We start from the raw sequence: 23,270 nt of genomic DNA on the forward strand, positions 1-23,270 counted from the left end.
CCTTTCGGCATCGCCTATGACCCAGCCGCCGTCAGGTAGCCCCGCAGCATTTCGGTGACCGCGGTGATCTGGGCCAAGGGGACGTGCTCGTCCCGTTTGTGGGCGAGGTTGGGATCGCCGGGGCCGAAGTTCACGGCCGGGATGCCGCGGGCGGCGAACCGGGAGACATCCGTCCAGCCGTACTTCGCGCGCACACCCGCCGAGCCGTGCGCGCGGACCGCCTCGACCAACCCCCGCGCCGCCGGAGCGGTGAGACCGGGAAGAGCGCCGGCCGCGGCGTCGGTGACCTCGAATTCGAGATCGAGGCCGGCGAAGACCTCCCGCACGTGGTCGATCGCCTGCCGCACCGTCCGATCGGGGGCGAACCGGAAATTGACTTCCACCTCGGCCGTATCGGGCACGACGTTGCCCGCCACCCCGCCACCGGCCCGTACCGCCGACAGACCTTCCCGGTAGCGGCAACCGTCGATATCGACCTCCCGGGCGCGGTATTCGGACAGCCGGCCGAGGACGGGCGCGAGCCGGTGGATCGCATTGTCACCCAGCCAGGATCGGGCCGAATGCGCCCGCACGCCGGTGGTGCGCAACCGGACCCGCAGGGTGCCCTGGCAACCGGCCTCGATCCAGCCGCCGGACGGTTCGCCGAGGATGGCCAGGTCACCGTCCAGCCATTCCGGGATCTCCCGCTCCACGGCGTTGAGGCCGTTGTATTCGGCGGAGATCTCCTCGCAGTCGTAGAAGATCAGGGTGAGGTCGTGCGCGGGTTCGGCGATGGTCGCGGCCAGATGCAGGAAAACCGCGTCGCCCGATTTCATATCGACCGATCCGCACCCGTACAGCACCTCGGCGCCGTTCTCGGTGGTGAAACGACCGGGTACGTTGTCCGCGATCGGCACGGTATCGAGATGTCCGGCCAGCACCACGCGCGTGGGCAGCCCGTGGTTCGTGCGCGCGAGCACCACATTGCCCCGCCGCTGCACCTCGAAACCGCTGGTCTGGGTACGTAGCGCGGTTTCCACAGCCGCGGTGATCGCGGCTTCGTCGCGGGAAACACTCGGAATGTTCACGAGGGCGGCGGTGAGGGCGACGGGATCGGCGTGCAGGTCGAGGGTCACAGGGTACGAGCGTAGAGGTGCCGCACCGCTTCGAGGCCGGTGGTGGGTAGGCTTCGGTGTCGTGAGCACTCAGGGAGCATCCGCTATCGGCATCGCCAACGTGACCACCGACGGGACCGTGCTGGACACCTGGTTCCCCGCCCCGGAGCTGGGCGAGTTCAGCGATACCGGTACCGAGCGGCTCGCCGGGGCACCGGCCGAACTGGCCGAACTGGTGGGCCCCGACCCGGCGCGTGGGGTCGAGGTGGTCGCCGTACGCACCACCATCGCCGACCTGTCCGCGGCTCCGGTGGACGCCCATGATGTCTACCTGCGGCTGCATCTGCTGTCCCATCGCCTGGTGCGCCCCCACTCGGTGAGCCTCGAAGGACAGTTCGCCCTGCTCAGCAATGTGGTGTGGACCAACCACGGCCCGGCCGCGGTCGAGGGTTTCGAGATCACCCGGGCCAAGTTGCGGGCGCGCGGACCGGTGACGGTGTACAGCGTCGACAAGTTCCCGCGGATGGTCGATTACGTGGTCCCCTCCGGCGTGCGCATCGGCGATGCCGACCGGGTACGGCTGGGCGCGCATCTGGCCGCCGGAACGACGGTGATGCACGAGGGATTCGTGAATTTCAACGCCGGCACTCTGGGCACCTCCATGGTGGAGGGCCGTATCTCCGCCGGTGTCGTCGTCGGTGACGGCTCCGATATCGGTGGCGGCGCCTCCACCATGGGCACCCTCTCCGGTGGCGGGACCACGGTGATCTCGATCGGTGAGCGGTCCCTGCTGGGCGCGAACTCCGGCCTGGGTATTCCGCTGGGCGACGACTGTGTACTGGAGGCCGGTCTCTATCTGACCGCCGGCACGAAGGTCACCGCCCCGGACGGGACCGTGCTGAAAGCGGCGGAGCTGAGTGGGAGGAACAACCTGCTGTTCCGCCGGAATTCGCGGACCGGCGCTGTGGAGGTGGTGCCGCGCGCCGGCACCGGTATCGAGCTCAACGAGGTGCTGCACGCCCACAACTGATCGCCGCCCGTACCCCACCCGGTTCGGAGCCGGGTGGGGCCGGGATCACGAGGCTGCCGCTTCCGCGGGAGCGAGGCCGAAGGCGATCACCCGTTCGGGGTGGATGCGGATGAGTTCTCCCGGCTCGGTGCCGATATAGGTGGCGACCCCGGTCAGCGCCTCGGCCGTACCGCGGATCTCCAGGCAGCGCACCCGCCACGGCTGGACCGAGGCGATATCGTCGACGACGAAGGCCACCCGGTTGTTCCCGGCGAGGTTGCGGAACTTGCGTGAGCGTCCCATGTTCCAGCCGGTGATATCGATCGTGCCGAGGTCGGGGTTGTAGCGGAACCCGACCGGATTGTTCTGTGGAGCACCGTCCGGGTCGACGGTGGCCAGGCGGCCCAGTCGCTGTCCGGCGAGGTAATCGATATGTTCCCGGGTGAGCGTCGCGTTCATGGACCCGACGCTAGAACCTCGAGTTCGGTCGAGGTCAACACCCGGCGGTGACCGATCAGCTCAGCTGTTTCTTCTGCACCTTGCCCATCGCGTTACGCGGCAGCGTCGTCACGAAACGGATCTCGCGGGGGCGTTTGTGCACCGAGAGTTGTTCGGCCACATGGCCGATCAGTTCCTGTTCATCGGGCACCTCGGCTCGGGGCACCACGAACGCCACGATCCGCTGCCCGAGGTCGGCGTCCGCGAGACCCACCACCGCGACCTCGGCGACAGCGGGATGCCCCAGCAGCGAGGTCTCCACTTCTCCGGCACCGATCCGGTAGCCGCCGGATTTGATCAGGTCCACCGATTCCCGCCCGACGATCCGGTGGAAGCCGTCCGCATCGATCGCGGCGACATCACCGGTGCGGAACCAGCCGTCGCCGGTCCAGCACTCGGCGGTGGCGTCGGGCCGGCCGAAGTAGCCGTCGAACAGCATCGGGCCGCGCACCTGGAGACCCCCGATACTCGAACCGTCGTGCGGGACGGGTTGTCCCGCTTCGTCACGGAGCCGCGTACTCACTCCCCGCACCGGTACGCCGACCCAGCCGGGGCGCCGTTCGCCGTCCGCCCGGGCGGACAGAGTGATCATGGTTTCGCTCATACCGTAGCGTTCGATCGGGGCGTGGCCGGTGAGTTCCGCGAGCCGTTCGAACACCGGTGCGGGCAGCGGGGCACTACCGGAGATCAGCAGGCGGGCAGCGCTCAACTGTTTCGCCGATTCGGGGTCTTCGGCGATCCGGGACCATACCGTGGGGACGCCGAAGTACAGAGTGCCGGAAGCCGCGGCGTAGTTCGCGGGCGTCGGTTTACCGGTGTGCACGACCGGGCTACCGATCCGCAACGGACCCAGCAGACCCAGGATCAGTCCGTGCACATGGAACAGCGGCAACCCGTGCACCAGCACATCGGCCGCGGTCCAGGACCACGCCTCGGCGAGCGCGTCCAATCCGGCGGCGATGGCGCGGCGGCTCAGCACCACGCCCTTGGGCGCGCCGGTGGTACCGGAGGTGTAGAGAACGAAAGCCGGTGCGGCGGGGTCGGGTTCGGGATAGGTGTGCCAGGAGCGGGCATGCCGCCGGACCGGCACCACGGGCAGCGTCGTACCCGCCGGCGCCTCGCCCAGCCAGGCCTGGGCGCCGGAATCGGCGAGCATATGGTCCAGTTCGGCCGGCCCGGAGTCGGGGGGCACCGGCACCACGGTGACACCGGCGATCAGGCAGCCGACCACGGCCAGCACGGTCGGCACCGTGGGCCGGGCCAGCACCGCGACCCGTTCGGCCCGTGCGATCCGTTCCGCCACCGAGGTGGCCGCGCCCAGCAGATCGCTGCGCGACAGCGTTTCCCCCTCGATCGTGACGGCGTCGGGGATATCGGCTCCTCCGGCTACGGCCAGAGGGTCGAGGGAACTGAGCAGACGTGCGCCGAAGGACATGCGCCCAAACTACTGCGCCGCACGGTCCGGGTGGCATATACCCGCCGTGCGTGCGCCGGCCCCACGTCCTCGTCCGGTTTCCGAGCACCGTACCCCCGGGAACGAGGTCCGGAGACGAGAATTCCCGGCTCGGGGTTCAGGAATCGGCGGGCACCCGGAACGAGACCACCACATGATCGCGCGCGTATCTGCGGACGGCGATATCGTCGCCCAGCGGTATCACCGTCTGCGGGGTCAAGGCCAGCGACAACGCGGTGCGTGCGATCATCTCGGCGAGCGGAAGGGGATCGTAGACCGGCAGCTTTCCCTCGTCCTGCAGGCGGGTGATGAATTCCGCGAGGTAGTCGCGGCCCAGTTCGATGACGGGGGCGCCCTTGGTGGTGAGGTAGGGCAGCACGATTTCCGGTTCGGTGTTCAGGAGCCGGTCCAGCAACTCGTTGCCACGCAGACCGTGCAGGAAGGCCACGAACAGTTCCACGATCTGCTCTTCGGCACCCGCGTTCTTCTCCACCTGTCGCTGCACGGCCGCATCGACACTTTCGATGAAATCCCGGGTCTGCTGTAGTCCGACGGCTTCTATCAAGTCGGATTTACTGGAGAAGCGCCGGTACAGGGTGGCGAGGGAGAGGCCGCCCCGCCGAGCCACCTCCACCATGCTGGTGCGCTTGATCCCGAAATCCAGGAATGCCTGCAAAGCCGCGGTCAGCACCGATTGATCTTGATCTCGGCGCGCAGTTCGCACCAGTGGCAATAATTGAGCCAGCGCACCCATCTCGGCACCTTCCCGCGCTCGGCGATGCAATGACATAGTAAGCATCGCACAATCGCAGCTATGGTTGACGCAAGTTCGAGAGAGTGAGATGGTTATCATATAATCTTCTCACAGGAAAGGGGTCACCGATGACCGCTCCCCGGCCCGCGAGCGAACCCGAACCCCACGCCCGCTACACCCCAGATTTCGATATCGAGGACCATATCGTCGGAATCACCGCCTTCCTCGGCGGCACCGCGAACGTCATCATGCAACTGGGGCTGCGGCCGGTCGCCTACGGCGTCATGGAGAGCGATGTCACCAGCGGCAACGTGATGTTCCACCCGCTCAAACGGCTGCGGACCACACTCACCTACCTCGCGGTCGCCATGCTGGGCAGCGAAGAAGAACGCGAGGCCTACCGGTTCGCGGTCAACACATCCCATCGCCACATCCGCACCAAACCCACCAGCCCGGTCAAATACAACGCCTTCGACCCGAAGCTGCAACTCTGGGTCGCGGCCTGCCTGTACTTCGGTTTCGTGGATCTCCTGGAAAAAGTTCAGGGCCCGATGGACGAGGCCACCGCGGACATCTTCTACGCCCACAGCGCCCGGCTCGGCACCACGCTGCAGGTACGCCCGGAAATGTGGCCGCCCGACCGGGCCGCGTTCTGGCAGTTCTGGGAAGACAACCTGAACAACCTGGAAATCGACGACACCACGCGCGCCTACTTCAACGACCTCATCGACCTGAAGATGCTGCCGCTCCCGGTGCGCCTGCTCTCGGCCGGATTCCACCGGTTCGTGGTCACCGGCTGCCTGCCCCCGCAGATTCGCGAGAAAATGCGGATGACCTGGACCGAGAGCAACCAGCGCTGGTTCGACCGGACCATGAAGCTGATCGGCTTCTCCCTGAAACTGCAGCCCCGTGTCCTGCGCCAGTTCCCGATGAACTACTACCTGTGGGATATGCGCCGGCGTATGCGCGCGGGCAAACCCCTGGTCTGATCACCGCCCGGCAAGGGCGCGCAGGAAGAACCCCAGGTTGGCGGGCCGCTCGGCCAACCGGCGCATCAGGTAGCCGTACCACTGCGCGCCGTAGGGGACATACACCCGTACGAAATCACCGTGTTCGGCGAGGCGGATCTGCTCATCGGTGCGTACGCCGTAGAGCATCTGGTACTCGAGCTCTCCCGGCCCCCGGCCGGTCCGGGCCGCGAGACCGGCCGCTGCCTCGAGGAGGGCCGGGTCGTGCGAAGCCACCAGCGGGCGGGCCGCCCCGCGCATCAGCACACGCAGACAGCGCAGATAGGCGCGGTCCACATCGGATCGGTGCTGATATGCCACCGTCTCCGGTTCCCGGTAGGCGCCTTTGCACAGCCGCACGCGAGCGCCGGCTCGCGCGAGGTCACGGCAGTCTTCCTCGCTGCGATACAGGTAGGCCTGGATCACGGTGCCCAGCCAGGGGAAATCCGGGCGGATCTGCCGCAGGGTGGCCAAAGTGCGGGCCGTGGTGGTGTGATCCTCGGCGTCCACGGTCACCCACACGCCGGCCTCGGCCGCTTTCGTACAGATGACGCGCAGATTCTCGGCGACTGTCGCCGGTCCGTCCGCGCCCAGCGCCTGGCCGAGCGCGGACAGTTTGACCGAAACCTCGAGCGGCGCCGCGCCCGCGGGAACCGCGGCGGTGTCCAGCGCCGCCAGATCGTTGACCAGCGCCAGATATTCGGCGACCGCGGCATCGGCCCGGATACGGTCGGTGGTGTATTCGCCGAGGAAATCCACACTCACCGCCCGCCCGCTCGACAGCAACTCCTGTACCGCCGCGACGAGTTCGGCCCGGGTCTCCCCCGGCACGAAACGCCGGACCAGCGGCGCGGTCGCCGGGGTGGTGGTCAGCGTCCGTTTCACCCGCTCGGATCCGGCGGCCGCGAGAATCGCCGGACGCAGCGGGTTCACCGGCTCCCCCGCATCCGGACCTCGCGGATACGCATGCCGCCGGGAGCGGCCGGCGAGCTCACTCCTGCCCCATATGCGGGTAGCGATACTCGGTGGGCGGAAGGAAAGTTTCCTTCACCGTGCGCGGTGCGGTCCAGCGCAGCAGATTCAGCGGCGAGCCGGCCTTGTCGTCCGTTCCCGAGGCCCGGGCCCCGCCGAACGGCTGCTGCCCCACCACGGCGCCGGTGGGTTTGTCGTTGACATAGAAATTGCCGGCCGCGAAACGCAGCGCCCGGGCCGCCTCCTCGATCGCGTGCCGGTCCCGCGCGAAAATCGCACCGGTGAGCGCGTACGGGGCGGCCGACTCGACCTCCGCCAGAACCGAGGCGTAGGCACCGGGCTCGTTGTCGTCGTAGACGTACACCGACAGGATCGGCCCGAAATACTCGGTGGTGAACGATTCGTCACGCGGATCATCGGCGAGGAATACGGTCGGCCGCACGAACCAGCCCTCGCTGTCGTCGTAGGTACCGCCCACCGGTACGGACACCCCGCCACCCCGGGCTCTTTCGATGGCGCGGACGTTCTTCTCGTAGGCGCGCCGATCGATCACCGCGCCGCCGAAGTTGGACAGATCCGCGATATCCCCGTAGCTCAGTTTCTCGGCGATACCGAGGAAATCGTCGCCCATCTCCCGCCACAGGGACCGGGGTAGATAGGCCCGCGAGGCGGCCGAACACTTCTGCCCCTGATATTCGTAGGCACCGCGCACCAGTGCGGTGCACAGAGCGGCCGCGTCCGCGGAAGGGTGCGCGACGATGAAATCTTTACCGCCGGTCTCCCCGACCACCCGCGGATACCCGTGATACTTCCCGATATTGGCCCCGACCCGGCCCCACAGGTACTGGAAGGTGGCACCGGACCCTGTGAAGTGGATACCGGCCAGCCGCGGATCGGTCAGTGCGACCTCGGACAGTTCCTTCCCGCCACCGGTGACCATATTGATGACCCCGGGTGGTAATCCGGCGGCCTCCAGCAGGCGAATGGTGTAGTACGCGGCCAGCGTCTGCGTGGGCGAGGGCTTCCACACGACCGTATTGCCCATGAGCGCGGGCGCGGTGGGCAGATTACCGGCGATGGCGGTGAAATTGAACGGAGTGATCGCATAGACGAAACCCTCCAGCGGACGGTAATCCATCCGGTTCCAGACGCCCGCGCTGGAGCGGGGTTGCTGCGCGAGGATCTCACGGGCGAAAGAGACATTGAACCGCCAGAAATCGACCAGCTCGCACGGCGCGTCGATCTCGGCCTGCGCCACCGATTTCGACTGCCCCAGCATGGTTGCCGCGGCAAGGGTCTCCCGCCACGGGCCCGCCAGCAGATCCGCCGCCCGCAACAGGACGGCGGCGCGTTCGTCGAACGGTAGCGACCGCCAGCCGGGAGCGGCGGCGATCGCCGCATCGATCGCGGCGGCGGCTTCGGTATGGGTGGTATCGGTATAGGTCCCGAGTACCTGCCGATGCCGGTGCGGGGCGACGATCTCGCGGCGCGCACCGGTCCCCGGGCGGTGTTTACCATCGATGACCAGCGGAATCTCGAGCGTGGTCTGCGAGATATCGGCGATTTCACCGAGCAGCCGTTCCCGTTCGGGACTGCCCGGCGCGTATGTGCGCACCGGCTCGTTGGCGGGAGTGGGGACAACTGTGACAGCGTCCATACCTCAGGCTAGCGCCGCAGGGCCTCCCCCGCCCGAACCCGGCGCGGTGTTTTTCGCGGCGACTCCGGCGCCGCGGGATCAACTGCGCAAACGCTCGGCTGCCGCCCGCACCCGCTCGTCTGTCGCGGTCAGGGCGATACGCACATGCTCGGCGCCCGCGGGACCGTAGAAGTCGCCCGGGGCGGCGAGGATACCCCGGTCGGCCAGCCAGTCCAGAGTTTCGCGGCACGGTTCACCGCGGGTCGACCACAGGTACAGACCCGCTTCGGAATGATCGATCCGGAAGCCCGCGTCCAGCAGCGCGGCACGCAGGGTCTGCCGGCGGGCCCGGTAACGCTCCCGCTGTGCCGACTCGTGCTCGTCGTCGTCGAGGGCGGCCCGCATGGCCGCCTGCACCGGGAAGGGCACCATCATGCCGGAGTGCTTGCGCACCTCCAGGAGTTCGGCCACCAATTCCGGATCGCCGGCCACGAACCCCGCGCGGTAACTCGCCAGATTGGAAGTTTTGGACAGCGAATGCACCGCGAGCAGGCCGGTGTGATCACCGTCGCAGACCCGCGGGTCCAGGATCGAGACGGCCGGTTCGTCCCAGGCCAACCCGAGATAGCACTCGTCGGAGGCGACGATCACACCGCGTTCCCGCGCGAACGACACCACCTTCCGCAGATGCTCCACACCCAGCACCCGGCCGGTGGGGTTGGACGGGGAATTCAGGTAGATGAGTGCCGGGCTCTCCGGCCCCAGGCGGGTGAGCCCGTCGGCCCGTAGGATCCGGGTACCGGCGAGCAGACCGCCCACCTCGTACGTCGGGTAGGCGACCTCGGGGATCATCACCAGGTCGGCCGCGCCCAGACCGAGCAGCCGGGGCAAGCCCGCGATCAACTCCTTGGTTCCGATCACCGGCAGCACCGCCGCCTGATCGACGCCGGTGATACCGAAACGCCGAGCCAGCGCGGCCACCGCGGCGGCACGTAACTCCGGCGTACCGTGCGTGGTCGGATACCCCGGCACCTCGGCCACGGAATTCAACGCCGAGCGGATCAACGGGGCGACCGGGTCGACCGGTGTACCCACCGACAGATCGACCAGCCCGCCCGGATGCGCCGCTGCCCGCACCTTCACACCGGCGATCGTGTCCCACGGGAAATCCGGAAGCGCCGCGCTCACCCGCGGACGGTTGGAAACCTCGGTGCTCATCTACCCGGTCGCTCAGCCTTCGGCCATCGGCGGCAGTTCCTTGACGAAGGGCGGATCGTAATCGACCTTACCCAGTTTGGTGGCGCCGCCGGGCGAACCCAGTTCGTCGAAGAAATCGACGTTGGCGTTGATGTAACCGCTCCACTGATCGGGGGTGTCGTCCTCGTAGAAGATCGCCTCCACCGGGCAGACCGGCTCGCACGCACCACAGTCAACGCATTCGTCGGGATGGATGTAGAGCATGCGACCACCCTCGTAGATGCAATCCACAGGGCATTCTTCGATGCACGCCTTGTCCTTCACGTCAACGCACGGTTCAGCGATGATGTACGGCACTGCCGCTCTCCTAGTCTTCCTTCATCTCCGGGTAACTGCGCCCGTGCACAAGTATTCCTGGCGCCCCACACGTTACCCCCGGTGAGCCTGCCCTAATATTTGCGGCACCACCGGCGCCACGGGGCTGTGTCCATTTCGCGGCGCCTGCGGCACCGCGGGTTCGGAACCCGGCCCGCACGGACCTGCCCATATTTCCCATACGCCGACCCACCCCGGGCTTCACCACCAGCGCGCTTCCCGGCTCGATCAGACGAGTTCCAGGCCCGGTACCGGCTGACGGCGCGGGGGCACACCGTAGGTAGTGGTGCGTTCCCGGACCGGGCGGCCGATACCGGCGGCGATCTCTGTGAGTTCGGCCACTGTTTTCGCGGAGCCGTGCTGGGAGCCGGCCATACGGGAGATGGTTTCCTCCATCAGTGTGCCACCGAGATCGTTCGCGCCGCTGCGCAACATGACCCGGGTGCCGGTGGTGCCGAGTTTCACCCAGCTGGTCTGGATGTTGTCGATCCGGCCGTGCAGCATGATGCGGGCCAGGGCGTGCGCGGCACGGTTGTCGCGGTTGGTGGGGCCCGGGCGGGATGCGCCCGCCAGGTAGAGCGGAGCACTCTGGTGCACGAAGGGCAGCAGGACGAATTCGGTGAAGCCACCGGTTTCGTCCTGGATGCCGCGTAGTACGCGCAGGTGCGCGACCCAGTGGCCGGGGTTGTCCACGTGCCCGTACATCATGGTGGAACTGGACCGGATCCCCACCTGATGCGCCGTGGTCACCACGTCGATCCAGGCGGAGGCCGGGAGTTTGCCCTTGGTGAGGACCCACCGGACCTCATCGTCCAGGATCTCCGCGGCCGTGCCGGGAATGGTGTCCAGGCCGGCTTCGCGCAGGGCGGTCAGCCAGTCCCGCACACTTTCCCCGCCGCGGGAGGCGCCGTTGACGATCTCCATCGGACTGAAAGCGTGCACGTGCATGGACGGCACCCGGGCCTTCACCGCGCGCACCAGGTCGGCGTAACCGGTGACCGGCAGATCCGGGTCGATACCGCCCTGCATGCAGACCTCGGTCGCGCCGTCCACATACGCCTCCCAGGCACGGTCGGCGACCTCGCCGGTGCTGAGCGTGAAGGCATCAGCATCGCCCTTGCGCTGAGCGAACGCGCAGAAACGGCAACCGGTGTAGCAGATATTGGTGAAGTTGATATTGCGGTTCACCACATAGGTGACGTCGTCGCCGCAGACATCCCGGCGCAACTGGTCGGCCAATCCCGCGACGGCTTCCAGATCCGGGCCGTCGGCGGTGGCCAACGCCAGGTACTGGGCATCGGTGAGACCGGCCGGGTCCTTTTCCGCGGCACGCAGGGCGGCCAGTACGTCGGAGCCCAATCGCTGCGGCGCGGCGGCGAGATCGCGGACCTGCTCACGGATCGTTTCCCAGTCGCCGAACGCGTTATCGATATCGCTGCGGGTCTCGGTATTCCGGCCGTCGGTATCGATGGCCGTGTTCAGATCGGTCCGGCCGGCCGACTCCCACGACTCGTCCGGCTCCTGCCAGGGCAGGCCGACGGGCAGGGCCCCGGCTTTCGCCAATCCGGTTTCCGGGTCGGTGAGGGCGGCCACATGCGCCCCGATCCGCGGGTCGATCCAGGGGCTACCGGCCCGCACATACTTCGGATGCGCGGAGGTGCGCTCCACCAGTTCGAATCCGGCGCCGGCGGTGATCTCGGCGAGCGTATCCAGATTGGGCCAGGGACGTTCGGGATTGACGTGGTCGGGAGTCACCGGTGACACCCCGCCCCAGTCGTCGATCCCGGCATCGAGCAGCGCCCGGCATTCCGCCTCCGACACCAGGTTCGGCGGCGCCTGCACCGAAACATCGGGTCCGAGCAGCAGCCGGGTCACCGCGATGGTGGCCCGGAATTCGGCCAGATCGGCGTCGGGGGCGTGCCGCATAGCGGTGCCCTCCTTGGCCCGGAAGTTCTGCACTATCACTTCCTGGATGTGCCCGAACGCCTTGTGCTGCTTACGGATCGCCGCAATGGTGTCCGCCCGCTCGGCCATGGTTTCGCCGATACCCACCAGGATCCCGGTGGTGTAGGGGACCGACAACCGGCCCGCATCGGTGATGGCGCGCAAGCGCACCGCCGGGTCCTTGTCCGGACTGCCGTAGTGACAATTGCCCTTCTCGGTGAACAGCCTGGCCGAGGTGGTTTCCAGCATCATGCCCATGGACTGCGCCACCGGTTTCAGCCGGGAGATCTCCTCCCAGGACATCACCCCGGGGTTCAGATGCGGCAGCAGACCGGTTTCCTCGAGCACCAGGATCGAGACCGCGCGCAGATAGTCGAGAGTGGAATCGTAGCCGCGCTCGTCCAGCCACCGCGCGGCCTCCGGCCAGCGCGCTTCGGGCCGGTCACCGAGGGTGAACAGGGCTTCTTTGCACCCCAATTCGGCACCGCGCCGGGCGATATCGAGTACCTCGTCCGGCTCCAGGAACATGCCGCGCCCCTCGGCCCGTAACTTACCCGGCACGGTGACGAAGGTGCAGTAGTGGCAGGTATCCCGGCACAAATGGGTGAGCGGGATGAAGACATTGCGCGAATAGGTGATCGTACGTGGGCGACCCGCCGAGGCCAGCCCGGCATCACGTACCCGGGCGGCGCTGTCGCAGAGGTCGGCCAGATCGGCGTCACGCGCGTGCAACAGCACCGTGGCCTCGTCGACGTTCAGCGTGACCCCGTCGCGGGCCCGGCGCAACGCCCGGCGCATAGCGGACGCGGTGGGCACGGGGGTCGGGACGGTCGGTTCGGGTAGCTCGGTCACGCCCTCGATCATGCGGCACACATCCGGAACTGTCTCCTCCCAGGTTGTCGAGCGTTCACAACCGCGGTGCACCTCGGGCTATTCCGCGCAGGTCGGGGCCTATGAGCGGGTTCCGGACCGGCGGACGCGCAGGACCGTCGTGCGACGATGAATATATGCCGCCGGAGAGCCCCTCGCGGGAAACCGAACCCAGCACCGAGCCGTCGTGGCGACCCGGCCCGCGCGCGAAGACGCTCTGGACCGTGCAGACGGCACTGACCTGGCTGGTTGTGCTCGCTGTAGTACTGGGGTGGACGGTTTTCGATCCGGCACGGCGACCGTGGCAGGTCGCGGTACTGGTCCTGCTGGTACCGATGGCGGTCGGCGCGACGGTCGTGATACCCCGCTGGCGTTTCCGGGTCCACCGCTGGGAGGTGACCGACGAGGCGGTGTACACCCGGGTGGGCTGGTTGACGCAGGAGAGCCGGGTGGCGCCGATATCGCGGGTGCAGACCGTGGACACCGAGCGCGGCTTGCTGGAACGGATACTCGACCTGTCCACGGTCACCGTGACCACGGCCTCCTCCGCCGGCGCCGTGCGGATCGAGCTGCTCGACCGGGCGGTCGCCGAACAGACGGTGACCAGGCTGACCGAGATCGCGGCCCGGCACCGCGGGGACGCGACATGACGGGCCCGCGGCCCGCACCCGGTGACACGCCCCGGCCCGGTCCGGCCCCGGACGAGGCCGGGCCGGCAGCCGGCGCACCATGGTTACGGTTGGACCGCCGGATGCTGCTGGTGTACCCGGTTCAGGAGATCGCGAAGTTCCTGCCGGCGGTCCTGGGCGCGGCGTTCCTGGGTGTCAGTTCCGGAAACCCGCTCTGGGCCGCGCTCGGTGTGGCCGCGGTGGTGCCCTACGCACTCACCATCTGGTTCACCACCACCTACCGGATCGGATCGACCCACGTGGAATTGCGTACCGGACTGGTCCGGCGCCGCCGCCTGTCGGTACCGCGGGCCCGGATCCGTTCGGTGGATATCGAAGCCGATCCCCTGCACCGGATTCTGGGTCTGGCCACCGTGGTGATCGGTACCGGGCAGGAGGCGGGCTCGGAGGAGCGGTTCGCTCTCGACGGTCTGGCCGTGGACCGGGTGCGGCCGCTGCGCGACCAGTTGCTCGCCCACGCCCGGGAGAGCCGGCCCGCGGAAGAGCCCGCGGCTTTCACCGCGAGCGGCCCGGCCACGGAAGTTCCCCCGAACGGCAAGGGCATCGAGATCGGGCACTGGCGGCCGAGCTGGGTGCGCTATGCCCCGCTGTCGCTCACCGGTTTCGCGTTCGCCGCCTCCGCGATCGGCGTGGCCACACAGTTCGGTTTCGGCGCGATGGATATCGATATCGATCCCGATACCGTGGACGACGTGCGCGGGGTCGGGCTGCCGGTGCTACTGCTCCTCGGGCTGTTCGCTCTGTGTGCCGTGGTCCTGGTGGTCAGCACGGCGGCCTGCGGGCACTACCTGATCACCTACCACGGTCTGCGGGTCACCGATTACGGGTCCGTCCTGCGGATCCGGCGCGGACTTTTCACTCTTCGCCAGATCACCCTCGATACCGCCCGGCTACGCGGGGCCACGATCGAGGAACCGCTGCTGTTGCGCTTGGCCGGGGCCGCGCAGTTGGAAGCCGTCATGACCGGGGAGAACCCCCGGCAGAAAATTCTGCCGCAGGCGCCGCGCCCGGCGGTCGAGCGAACGCTGACCCAACTGCTGCGCCCACACGACACCGAGCATCCGCCCGCACCGGGAGATACGGCGCATCTGGCGGCACTGAGCCGGATACCACTGGTCCGCCACGGCCCGGCCGCCCGCCGTCGTCGCTATTTCCGGGCCGGATGGCCGGTCCCGTTGAGTGCGGCGGTACTCCTGGTGGCGGCGACCACGGGCGATCTCCCACCGTGGTGGTGGCTGATCCCGGTCGCGCTGATCCCGGTATGCGGCCTACTCGCCGAGGACCGGTATCGAAGTCTGGGGCACGCGGTCGTCCCCGCGACCTCGGATTCCCCGGTCTGGCTGATCGTCCGTTCCGGTTCCCTCGATCGCGAGCGGACCTGCCTCGAGGCACCCGGCATCATCGGCTGGACCGTGCGCCGGACCTTCTGGCAGCGCCGCGCCGGACTCGCCACCGTCGGGGCCGCCACCGCCGCCGGTGAGAAGCTCTATCTCGTCCAGGACATACCGCTGGACCAGGCCCGGGCCCTCATCGAAGCGGTGACACCCGGTTTGTCCGGTATCCATCGCCCGGCCGGATGATCGCGGACCGTCCCGGTTCAGGTCTGGCAATGCCGGGTGGCCGCCACCTTCAGATCGGGTTCGTCGGCGACGATCCGCAGATCCGGGCGGGCCTCCGGACTGGAATGGTTACCCTTCCACGACAGCAGCGACCAGCGGGAAAGTCCCGACAGCGCCGAGCCGAGACTCACGAAGGACCCACTGGACAGGAGTGAACCGAACGATCCGATCGAGCCGATGGACAACACCGATCCGACGCTACCGATGGACAGGATCGAATACGCCGAGCCGATGGAGAGAATGGATCCCTCCGACCGGATCGACAGGATCGACCGCGACGAACCCCGGCTCCGGATGCTGCTCTTACGCGCACTTTCGACAGTCGCCATCGCCCCGGTCTACCACAATGCCGCCCCGCCCCGCCGGAGGCGGGGCGGGCGACACAGCTCAGCCGACGGTGAAGAAGCCCAGGGTGGGGGCAAAGGAGCAGCTGCGCGTTTCGGTTTCGGTGGCCTGGGTGGTGAGCCCGCCGCCGATCACCGCGACGATGCGGCCGGTGCCGGTGTTCGCGATGGTCGAGAGAGTGGCGGGGCCGTCCGGGTTGATCTTGGCCTCATCGGTCAGCGCCTGCGACCCGGATGCGCCGGTGTCCAGGTTGCGCCACTGCACGGTCAACGGCTGCGGCTGTTCGGGTGTGGGACGTTCGGTACCCAGCGCGGTGAACACGAAACCGGTCTGCCCGGCGGCCGGGCCGGGCGGCGGCAGATGCGCCGGGCCGGGAACCGCGAGGGCGGTACCGACCGAATCACCGGAGGGGGCGATGCAGCCCTTGCCGACGGTCGGGTAGAGGAACTGGGCGATCGCCGGACCGGATTCGGGAATATCGGGCCCGCCGCCGCCACTGCCGTCGAGGAAGGTGATGACCCGTTCCAGGGTGGCTTCGATCTGGGGCGGCAGGTTCACCACGTCCAGCAGCGCACGGGCCTGGGCCAGGATGGTTTCCTGCGGACCCGGGGCGGCGATGTCCTGCGCGGCCGGGACCGGTGCGTTGACGATGGCCGGCGCCAGGGCGGCGAGCACATCGACCGGGACCCCCTCGGGAACCATCGGTACGCTGGTCACCGAAGCCTGCTCGGCCGGGTCCGCGACGGCCGACATGGGCGCCGCGAGGGAGGCGCTGGCCGCAATGGCGAGCGCGGACAATGCGATCCGCGATCCTCGGGTGCGAAGCACTGGTCTAGCCGTCCTTACCTCGGGTACATCTGGGCGACGCTGAAAAGCCGTCGTTTCGGGGTCACTCTAAGGACACTGGCGCGCGTTGTACAGCACCGGGGTCGGGATCGCGACCCCTCTTTCACTGTGCTACCGAACAGTAGCGGGTGCTTTTTGTGACTGTTGTTAAAAAACGAGGCGATTGTGAATTCGTGACGCATAGGTTGCTCGATGGTTACCGGATGCGGTGCGCATGATTTGCCGGGACGCTTCCCACCGCCACCCCGAAGGCTCGCGACAGAGCCGAACACAATGGGGTTAATGTATTCCGAGCCGGAAACACCTGCCGACGCGCCCAACCGCACCGGGGCCGGCCGCCGGCCCGGACCGACTCGAAAGCTTCTGCCTTGACTCAGCCCAGCGCCCGGACCGATATCCGGGGGTTCGTACCTTTTCGTCTGGCCCTGGCAGCGCTCGGGATCACCGTACTGGCACGACTGCTGTGGATGCTGTTCACCACGAACGGGATGAATCTGGTCGACCTGCACGTCTACGTCGACGGCTCGGCATCGCTGCTCACCGACCATCTCTACGATTTCACCTACGCCGAGAAGACACCGGACTTCCCGCTGCCCTTCACCTATCCTCCGTTCGCCGCGGTGGTGTTCTTCCCTCTGCACTACCTGCCGTTCACCGTGGTCGCGGTGCTGTGGCTGTTCGCCATCGCCGCCGCCCTCTACTGGGTGGTGCGGATCGCGTTCGAACTGCTGCTCGGCCGGGAGGCGCTGGCCGAGCCGCGGTGGCGTACCGCGGTGGTGGCATGGACGGCGGTAGGGCTGTGGTTCGAACCGGTGCGCACCACGATCGACTACGGGCAGGTCAACGTCTTCCTGATGCTCGGGGTCATGGTTGCGATCCGGAGTGCCCGATGGTGGCTCTCGGGCACACTGGTCGGCGTCGTGGCGGGGATCAAGCTGACTCCCGCGATCAGCGGCGTGTACTTCCTGGCCCGCCGGCGCTGGGGCGCGGCGGTCTGGTCCGCGGTGGTTTTCGGTCTCACCGTGGCGGCCAGTTTCCTGATCAACCCGGAGGAGACGCGGCGCTACTTCGGCACCCTGCTCGGCGACGCCGACCGGATCGGCCCGGTGGGTTCGGTGTGGAACCAGTCGCTACGCGGCGCGTTGAGCCGGCTGCTGGGCAGTGATGTGGGCACCGGCCCGTGGTGGATCGCCGGCGTACTGGTGACCGCGGCACTGGGCTGGGGCGCGTGGCGGGCCCTGCGCCGGGACGATCTGCTCGGTACCGCGCTGATCGTGCAGCTGTTCGGGCTGATGATCTCGCCCATCTCCTGGTCGCATCACTGGGGCTGGTTGTTGCCGACGGTGCTGTGGCTGCTCTACGGCCCGTTCCGCGCGGTTCCCGGCGCACGGATCCTGGCCGGCTACTGGCTGCTGACCACACTGATCGGCGCACCGTGGGTGCTGTCGTTCCTGCAGGATTCGATCTGGACCATCTCCCGCTGGGGTGTGTGGTCGTGGCTGGGCGCGGTGGACGCGATCGGTGTGCTGGCCCTCTACGGCTGGACCCTCTGGGCGGGCCGGGTGACCGCCCGGACCGCTATGCCGCCAGCCGATCTATCTCCCGGGCCAGAGCCACGTCCAGTTCGGTGAGCCCACCCACGGCATGAGTGGACAGCGTGAAGGTGACATTGCGCCAGCGGATATCGATATCGGGATGATGATTCGCGGCTTCGGCCGCCTCCGCCACCCGGCGCACGAGGTCTATTCCGGCGGGAAAAGACGCGGCCCGGACAGTGCGGGTGAGCGCATCTCCGGAGCGCTGCCAGCCCGGCAGGGAATCGAGCGCCGCGGTGATCTCGGCTTCGGTGAGCAGTGCTGGTGTCATACCGCCGTGGTACCCCGCGAGGTCGCGTTGTTCAACGATGTGTACGGCGCGGCGAACGGATTCAGGCGGCGCGCGCTTTCTTCAGGCCCTTCTTCAGTTCTTTGCCGGTGGCGCCCGCCGCTTCCAGGCGCTTCATCCGCATGATGACCACGGGGCATTTCACGCAGCGCGTCTTCTTTCGACAGCACTTCTTCTTCGGCTTGAGGCTCGATACCTCACTCGCCTTGACCTTGCCCATGCGGGTTAGCATACCCTTACCTTTAGGCGGCGCTGAACGGCCGTCGCCCTGCCGGTAGTGTGTAACCGGCCCAGATGCCCGGTGAGTCCCCTCTCCCTGTCGCAGGGTCCGGCCGACAAGCAACAGTGAACAGCAGGAGGAACCGGCGTGTCGTCTGCACGCGATTTTCGCAACGTCGCCATCGTGGCCCACGTAGACCACGGCAAGACGACGCTCGTCGACGCCATGCTGCGGCAGTCCGGCGCCTTCGCCGAACGGGCGGAACCGGTCGACCGGGTGATGGACTCCGGCGATCTGGAACGCGAGAAGGGCATCACCATTCTCGCCAAGAACACCGCCGTGCACCGGCACCATCCGGACGGCAGTGTCACGGTCATCAACGTCATCGACACCCCCGGCCACGCCGATTTCGGCGGCGAGGTGGAACGGGGCCTGTCCATGGTGGACGGCGTGGTACTGCTGGTCGACGCCTCCGAGGGCCCCCTGCCGCAGACCCGGTTCGTCCTGCGCAAGGCCCTGGCGGCCTGCCTGCCGGTGATTCTGGTGGTCAACAAGACCGACCGCCCCGACGCCCGGATCGCCGAGGTCGTCGAGGAGAGTCACGATCTGCTGCTGGACCTGGCCTCCGACCTCGACGACGATGCCGCCGAAGCCGCCGAACTCGCCCTCGATCTGCCCGTGCTCTACGCCTCGGGTCGCGCGGGCAAGGCGTCCAAGGAGCAGCCGAGCAACGGCGAGGTTCCGAACGCGGACAATCTGGATGCCCTGTTCGACGTGCTGCTGGAGAACATCCCGGCCCCCAAGGGGGATGCGGCGGCACCGCTGCAGGCCCATGTCACCAACCTCGACGCCTCGGCCTTCCTGGGCCGCCTCGCGCTCGTGCGGATCCACAACGGCGAACTCCGTAAAGGCCAGAACGTGGCGTGGATGCACGCCGACGGAGTGAAGAACGTCAAGATCACCGAACTCCTGCAGACCGTCGGTGTGGAACGGCAGCCGGGTGAGGTCGCGGTGGCGGGCGATATCGTCGCCGTCGCCGGTATCCCCGACATCATGATCGGCGATACCCTCGCCGATCCGGACGCCCCCGTCGCACTGCCCCGGATCACCGTGGACGAACCGGCCATCTCGGTGGTCATCGGTACCAACACCTCCCCGCTGGTCGGCCGGGTGCAGGGGCACAAGCTCACCGCCCGCATGGTGAAGTCGCGGCTCGACCAGGAACTGGTGGGCAACGTCTCGCTGCGCGTCCTCGATATCGGCCGCCCGGACGCCTGGGAGGTCCAGGGGCGTGGCGAGCTGGCGCTGGCGATCCTGGTGGAAACCATGCGCCGCGAAGGCTTCGAGCTGACCGTCGGTAAACCGCAGGTGGTCACCAGGCAGGTCGACGGCAAGGTGCACGAGCCCTACGAAGAACTCACCATCGACTGCCCGGACGAGTACCTGGGGGCCATCACCCAGCTGCTGGCCGCCCGCAAGGGCAAGATGGTGCAGATGACCAACCACGCCGCCGGCTGGGTGCGGATGGAATTCATCGTGCCCTCCCGCGGCCTGATCGGTTTCCGTACCGATTTCCTCACCGAGACCCGCGGGACCGGTATCGCCAACGCGGTTTCGCACGGTTATGCGCCGTGGGCCGGGGAGATCCGGGCCCGGCACACCGGATCGCTGGTCTCCGATCGCTCCGGCACCGTCACCCCGTTCGCCATGATCCAGCTGGCCGATCGCGGACAGTTCTTCGTCGAACCGGGCGCGGAAACCTACGAGGGCATGGTCGTCGGGATCAATCCGCGCGCCGAGGATCTCGATATCAATGTGACCAAGGAGAAGAAGCTCACCAATATGCGCTCCTCCACCGCCGATGTGATGGAGACGCTCGCCAAACCGCTGCAGCTGGACCTGGAAATGGCCATGGAGTTCTGTGCCGCCGACGAATGTGTCGAGGTGACGCCGGAGGTGGTGCGGGTACGCAAGGTCACGTTGGCGGCCAACGAGCGGGCCCGGGAGCTGTCGCGCCGTAAGGCACGCGACCGGGCGGCGCTGTAGCCGTTTCGCCGCCGGACGAGTCGGCTCGGGTTTCGGTAGAGTGCCGGAGATGATTTCGGGGAGGCGCGCGGTGTGGCGCGGGCTGGGAGTGTTGCTGGCGGTGCTCGTTCCGGTACTGGCCGGATGCACCGCTGATCCGCCGCCGCCCATCGCCAGTACGGACAGCCCGAAGACCGAACCCGCGCAGCCCACCAAGAACACCGTCGTGGTGGCCATCGACGATATCGGGATCGGATTCAACCCCCATCTGCGGTCGAATCAGTCGCCGGCGAACGCCGCGGTGGCGGCCATGGTGCTGCCGAGCCCCTTCCGGCCCACCCCCGATCCGGCGGTTCCGGGCGGAACGTTGTGGCTGCCCGACACCGCGCTGATCGATTCGGCGGCGGTGACGGCGCAGGAGCCGTTCACCATCACCTACAAGCTCAAGGACCAGGCCAACTGGTCCGACGGCGCGCCGATCGCCGCGGAGGACTTCTGGTACCTCTGGCAGCAGATGATCACGCAGCCCGGGGTGATCGATCCGGCGGGGTACCGGCTCATCTCCGAGGTGCGATCCTCCGGTGGGGGGAAAACGGTCACCGTGATCCTGAGCAAGCCCTACCCCGCGTGGCCGCAACTGTTCGCGAATCTGCTGCCGTCGCATCTGATGAAGGATTCGCCGGGTGGTTTCCAGCGGACCCTGGTGGAGCAGATTCCGGTATCGGGCGGTAATTTCACCATCGAATCCGCTGATCCGGGCCGGGACGAGATCCTGCTGGAACGCAACGACCGGTTCTGGGGCACCCCGGCCCGCCCCGACCAGATCCTGCTGCGCCGCGGCGGAACCCCCGCGCAGCTGGCGCATTCGCTGCGCACGGGTGATACGCAGATGGCCCTGGTGCACGGCGGCGTCGCGACCCAGGCGCAGCTGGCCGCCATCCCGTCGGTGCGTACCGCGATCATGCCGCAGTCACGCCAGCTCCGGCTCACCCTCAACGGCCGCGAGGGCGTTCTCGCCGATCACCGGGTGCGGACCGCCGTACTGGCCCTGCTCGATCCCGCGCTGCTGGCCACCGTCGGCGCGCAGACCGGGAACTGGGTGGAACCGGTGCGCGCCCAGGTGCTCTCGCCCTCGGATCCCGGCTATACGCCCACCGCGCCGCCCCGGCTCGACACCCAGCAGGCGTTCGACCTCTTGGCCGAGGCGGGTTTCGGCCGCGCCCCGGAACCGCCTCCCGTCTCGGCGACCTCTCCCGCCCCGCGGCCGCGTTCGCTGAACCGTAACGGGGAGCCCCTGGTGCTCCGGATCGGTGCGGTGACCGGCGACGATACCGCGCTGGCCGTGGCCAACACCGCAGCCGACCAATTACGTAGCGCCGGTATCGACGCCTCGGTACGCAATCTGCCCGCCGACGAGCTGTACGGCAGGGAACTGGTCGAGAACAAGATCGACGCCGTGGTGGGCTGGGAAGCGACCGGTGGGGACCCCACCACCGCGCTGGCCTCCCGCTATGGTTGCCCACCCGCCGCTCCCGCCGGAACTCCCGCGGAGGGCGGGCAAACCGAGGTCCCGGCGGCCGTGGAGGCGGCGCGGCAGGCGCCGAGCAATCTGTCCGGTGTCTGTGATCCGCAATTCCAGCCGTCGATCGACGGCGCCCTGCAGGGGGTGGAGGTACCGCGGACGCTGGGCGAGGCCGAACCGCGGCTGTGGGGACAGTCCATCGTCCTGCCGATCGTGCAGGACAATGTGGTCGCCGCGGCGGGTCCTTCGGTGGACGGTGCCTCGCTGAGCGGCGCCATCCAGGCGGGGATCTTCGGTGACGCGGCGATGTGGCGGCGAGTGCCGTGACCGCCGCACCGGATCGGACGGGCGGGCTGCTGCTGGTGCACGCACATCCCGACGACGAGACCATCACCACCGGCGGCACCATCGCCCACTACCGTCGGCTGGGTACCCCGGTGACCGTGGTGACCTGCACCCTCGGCGAGGAGGGCGAGGTGATCGGCGAGCAGTGGGCCGGGCTGGCCGCGGACCGGGCCGATCAGCTCGGCGGCTACCGGATCTCCGAGCTCACCCGGGCGCTGACCGAATTGGACGCCGGACCGCCGTGCTTCCTGGGCGGGGCCGGGCGCTGGCGCGATTCCGGTATGGCCGGAACTCCCGCGGCCGATCATCCGCGCGCGTTCGTCCGCTCCGGCGACGCCGCGGTGGCCGCCCTGATCGAGCTGATCCTGGCGTTACGGCCCCGAGTGGTGGTGACCTACGACCCGAACGGCGGCTACGGCCATCCCGATCACATCCGGGCGCACCGGATCACCACCGAGGCCGTGACGGCCGCCGCCGGGCAGGGCTGGGATACACCGAAGTTCTACTGGACCGTGACCGATGGCGATAGCCTGCGCGACCATCTGGGCGCCCTGGCCCGGCGGACCGTGGAGGGCCTGCCCGGCGCGCTGCCGAGCGGCTGGCGCCTGCCCGCGGCGGACGAGCTGGCCTGTGTGCCCGGTGAGTCGGTGACCACGACCATCGACGTGGCGGAGGTGATCGGCCGCAAACGCGCCGCCCTGCGAGCCCATGCCACCCAGCTCGCGGTCGCGCCGTCGGGCCGGGAGTTCGCGTTGACGAATATGATCGCCCAGCCGATCCTGCCCGAGGAGCACTATGTGCTGGCCCGAGGGCGTATCGGCCCCCGGGGAACCGATGGCCGGGAAAACGATCTCTTCGCCGGGCTGGTGTAACCGTTCGCGCCGGTTGTCCGCTTAGACTCGACCCCATGCAGCAGTGGGAACCAGAGGGGGATATCGGCCACGGCGCCGTAACGGCGTATCCGCA

At 68.1% G+C, this 23,270-nt stretch carries 21 protein-coding genes; 8 read left to right on the forward strand and 13 right to left on the reverse strand.

What is annotated here, in order from left to right:
• Positions 1-14: 14 nt before the first annotated feature.
• The gene (dapE, locus tag ACYR7D_RS01545) at positions 15-1,115 is read right to left on the reverse strand and encodes a succinyl-diaminopimelate desuccinylase (protein ID WP_459547849.1); all 1,101 of its coding nucleotides are present in this window, start codon (positions 1,113-1,115) and stop codon (positions 15-17) included.
• A gap of 61 nt (positions 1,116-1,176) precedes the next feature.
• Here dapE and dapD point away from each other — a divergent pair, with 61 nt between their 5' ends.
• On the forward strand, positions 1,177-2,124 hold the full coding sequence (gene dapD / locus ACYR7D_RS01550) for a 2,3,4,5-tetrahydropyridine-2,6-dicarboxylate N-succinyltransferase (RefSeq protein ID WP_459547850.1): 948 nt from the start codon (positions 1,177-1,179) through the stop codon (positions 2,122-2,124).
• Positions 2,125-2,169: 45 nt separating this feature from the next.
• Here dapD and ACYR7D_RS01555 read toward each other — a convergent pair whose 3' ends face one another.
• From ACYR7D_RS01555 to ACYR7D_RS01565, 3 genes are all read right to left on the reverse strand, one after another.
• Entirely contained in the window at positions 2,170-2,562 is a 393-nt protein-coding gene (locus tag ACYR7D_RS01555) for a PPOX class F420-dependent oxidoreductase (RefSeq protein ID WP_459547851.1), read from the reverse strand.
• A gap of 55 nt (positions 2,563-2,617) precedes the next feature.
• A complete protein-coding gene (locus ACYR7D_RS01560) occupies positions 2,618-4,036 on the reverse strand; it encodes an acyl-CoA synthetase (protein ID WP_459547852.1) in 1,419 nt (472 codons plus the stop codon).
• 136 nt (positions 4,037-4,172) lie between these two features.
• Positions 4,173-4,808: a TetR/AcrR family transcriptional regulator gene (locus ACYR7D_RS01565; RefSeq protein WP_459547853.1), complete on the reverse strand. Its 636-nt coding sequence runs from the start codon at positions 4,806-4,808 to the stop codon at positions 4,173-4,175.
• A gap of 128 nt (positions 4,809-4,936) precedes the next feature.
• Between ACYR7D_RS01565 and ACYR7D_RS01570 the strand changes: the two genes are divergently transcribed.
• Positions 4,937-5,797, forward strand: a complete 861-nt coding sequence (locus ACYR7D_RS01570; protein ID WP_459547854.1) for an oxygenase MpaB family protein — start codon at positions 4,937-4,939, stop codon at positions 5,795-5,797.
• On the opposite strand, the gene ACYR7D_RS01575 is transcribed toward ACYR7D_RS01570, so the two are convergent.
• The 5 genes from ACYR7D_RS01575 to ACYR7D_RS01595 all read right to left on the reverse strand — a co-directional run bounded on the left by ACYR7D_RS01575 (position 5,798) and on the right by ACYR7D_RS01595 (position 12,803).
• Positions 5,798-6,748, reverse strand: coding sequence for a proline dehydrogenase family protein (locus ACYR7D_RS01575; protein ID WP_459547855.1), 951 nt, complete (start codon positions 6,746-6,748; stop codon positions 5,798-5,800).
• A 58-nt stretch (positions 6,749-6,806) separates the two neighbouring features.
• Complete coding sequence (gene pruA, locus ACYR7D_RS01580; RefSeq protein WP_459547856.1) at positions 6,807-8,444, reverse strand: L-glutamate gamma-semialdehyde dehydrogenase; 1,638 nt, start codon at positions 8,442-8,444, stop codon at positions 6,807-6,809.
• 78 nt (positions 8,445-8,522) lie between these two features.
• The gene (gene dapC / locus ACYR7D_RS01585; protein WP_459547857.1) at positions 8,523-9,641 is read right to left on the reverse strand and encodes a succinyldiaminopimelate transaminase; all 1,119 of its coding nucleotides are present in this window, start codon (positions 9,639-9,641) and stop codon (positions 8,523-8,525) included.
• A 12-nt stretch (positions 9,642-9,653) separates the two neighbouring features.
• Positions 9,654-9,977, reverse strand: a complete 324-nt coding sequence (fdxA, locus tag ACYR7D_RS01590) for a ferredoxin (protein WP_459547858.1) — start codon at positions 9,975-9,977, stop codon at positions 9,654-9,656.
• Positions 9,978-10,223: 246 nt separating this feature from the next.
• Positions 10,224-12,803, reverse strand: a complete 2,580-nt coding sequence (locus tag ACYR7D_RS01595) for a bifunctional FO biosynthesis protein CofGH (RefSeq protein ID WP_459547859.1) — start codon at positions 12,801-12,803, stop codon at positions 10,224-10,226.
• A gap of 143 nt (positions 12,804-12,946) precedes the next feature.
• On the opposite strand from ACYR7D_RS01595, the gene ACYR7D_RS01600 reads away from it, so the two are divergent.
• Positions 12,947-13,459 carry a PH domain-containing protein gene (locus ACYR7D_RS01600; RefSeq protein WP_459547860.1) on the forward strand — a complete coding sequence of 171 codons (513 nt, stop codon included), beginning with the start codon at positions 12,947-12,949 and terminating at the stop codon, positions 13,457-13,459.
• The gene (locus ACYR7D_RS01605) at positions 13,456-15,078 is read left to right on the forward strand and encodes a PH domain-containing protein (protein ID WP_459547861.1); all 1,623 of its coding nucleotides are present in this window, start codon (positions 13,456-13,458) and stop codon (positions 15,076-15,078) included. The genes ACYR7D_RS01600 and ACYR7D_RS01605 overlap by 4 nt, the downstream gene beginning before the upstream one ends.
• A gap of 17 nt (positions 15,079-15,095) precedes the next feature.
• Here the strand turns inward: ACYR7D_RS01605 and ACYR7D_RS01610 are convergent, their stop codons facing one another.
• Positions 15,096-15,446, reverse strand: a complete 351-nt coding sequence (locus ACYR7D_RS01610; RefSeq protein WP_459547862.1) for a hypothetical protein — start codon at positions 15,444-15,446, stop codon at positions 15,096-15,098.
• A gap of 58 nt (positions 15,447-15,504) precedes the next feature.
• On the reverse strand, positions 15,505-16,290 hold the full coding sequence (locus tag ACYR7D_RS01615; protein ID WP_459547863.1) for an Rv1157c family protein: 786 nt from the start codon (positions 16,288-16,290) through the stop codon (positions 15,505-15,507).
• Between the two features lie 386 nt (positions 16,291-16,676).
• Here ACYR7D_RS01615 and ACYR7D_RS01620 point away from each other — a divergent pair, with 386 nt between their 5' ends.
• Positions 16,677-17,939 (forward strand): mannosyltransferase, encoded by a 1,263-nt coding sequence (locus ACYR7D_RS01620; protein ID WP_459547864.1) that lies wholly within the window; start codon positions 16,677-16,679, stop codon positions 17,937-17,939.
• On the opposite strand, the gene ACYR7D_RS01625 is transcribed toward ACYR7D_RS01620, so the two are convergent.
• Both ACYR7D_RS01625 and ACYR7D_RS01630 read right to left on the reverse strand, forming a co-directional pair.
• Entirely contained in the window at positions 17,887-18,174 is a 288-nt protein-coding gene (locus ACYR7D_RS01625; RefSeq protein WP_459547865.1) for a 4a-hydroxytetrahydrobiopterin dehydratase, read from the reverse strand. The genes ACYR7D_RS01620 and ACYR7D_RS01625 overlap by 53 nt on opposite strands.
• Positions 18,175-18,235: 61 nt before the next feature.
• The gene (locus ACYR7D_RS01630) at positions 18,236-18,412 is read right to left on the reverse strand and encodes a hypothetical protein (RefSeq protein ID WP_449995728.1); all 177 of its coding nucleotides are present in this window, start codon (positions 18,410-18,412) and stop codon (positions 18,236-18,238) included.
• 147 nt (positions 18,413-18,559) lie between these two features.
• Here ACYR7D_RS01630 and typA point away from each other — a divergent pair, with 147 nt between their 5' ends.
• Genes typA through mshB form a run of 3 tightly spaced genes read left to right on the forward strand, consistent with a single transcriptional unit; the run spans position 18,560 to position 23,176 of the window.
• A complete protein-coding gene (gene typA, locus ACYR7D_RS01635) occupies positions 18,560-20,458 on the forward strand; it encodes a translational GTPase TypA (protein WP_459547866.1) in 1,899 nt (632 codons plus the stop codon).
• Between the two features lie 49 nt (positions 20,459-20,507).
• Entirely contained in the window at positions 20,508-22,286 is a 1,779-nt protein-coding gene (locus tag ACYR7D_RS01640) for an ABC transporter family substrate-binding protein (RefSeq protein ID WP_459547867.1), read from the forward strand.
• Positions 22,283-23,176, forward strand: a complete 894-nt coding sequence (gene mshB / locus ACYR7D_RS01645; protein WP_459547868.1) for an N-acetyl-1-D-myo-inositol-2-amino-2-deoxy-alpha-D-glucopyranoside deacetylase — start codon at positions 22,283-22,285, stop codon at positions 23,174-23,176. The genes ACYR7D_RS01640 and mshB overlap by 4 nt, the downstream gene beginning before the upstream one ends.
• Positions 23,177-23,270: the final 94 nt, after the last annotated feature.

This window comes from Nocardia sp. X0981 (genome assembly GCF_977089955.1).